The organism is Salinimicrobium oceani, from assembly GCF_012037645.1.
The window spans coordinates 1-539 of the sequence record NZ_JAAVJR010000341.1 but is presented as its reverse complement, the minus strand read 5'-3'; the positions used below and the strand labels follow the sequence as shown (position 1 = coordinate 539).

The window sequence follows — 539 nt, the reverse complement described above, 5'->3', positions numbered from 1 at the left end:
ACATGAGGTTATATCAGTGTTTCCCTTTTATATTTAATCTGAAAAAGAAAAAATTGCTAACGAAAAAACATATGTTATGAGTAAGACAAAAGAAATGGCAGAAAAACTAAATGAACTGCTTGAGAAAAATTACGACTCGGAGAAAGGTTTCAAAAATGCCGCAGAAGATGTAAAGAACCCAAGGTTAAAGACATTTTTTGAACAGAAGGCAAAGCAACGCTATGATTTTGGCCATGAGTTGAAAACAGAAATTAAAAATCTGGGTGAGATTCCCGATAAAGGTTCCAGCTTTACTGGAGATGCGCACCGGGCGTGGATGGATCTTAGGTCGGCCTTTACTTCAGATAAGGAAGAGGCTGTTCTGGAAGAAGCTGTAAGAGGAGAAAAAGCTGCGGTGGAGGATTATAATGATGTAATCAACAATGCCGAGCTGCCACCTTCAACAGCTAATCTTCTTATCAAGCAGCGTAATGCTATTGAGCGCACCTTAAATGAGGTTAAAGGTCTTGAAGAAGCATTTGATTAAAATCAGCTGATCA

At 38.6% G+C, this 539-nt stretch carries 1 protein-coding gene; it reads left to right on the top strand.

Annotation, left to right across the window (positions count from 1 at the left end; genetic code table 11):
• Positions 1-76: 76 nt before the first annotated feature.
• Complete coding sequence (locus HC175_RS17085) at positions 77-526, top strand: ferritin-like domain-containing protein (RefSeq protein WP_168026566.1); 450 nt, start codon at positions 77-79, stop codon at positions 524-526.
• The last annotated feature ends 13 nt before the right edge of the window (positions 527-539 follow it).

Excerpts from the sequence above, each read along its gene's own strand:
- HC175_RS17085 (WP_168026566.1), top strand. The coding sequence starts at position 77 with ATGAGTAAGACAAAAGAAATGGCAGAAAAACTAAATGAACTGCTTGAG.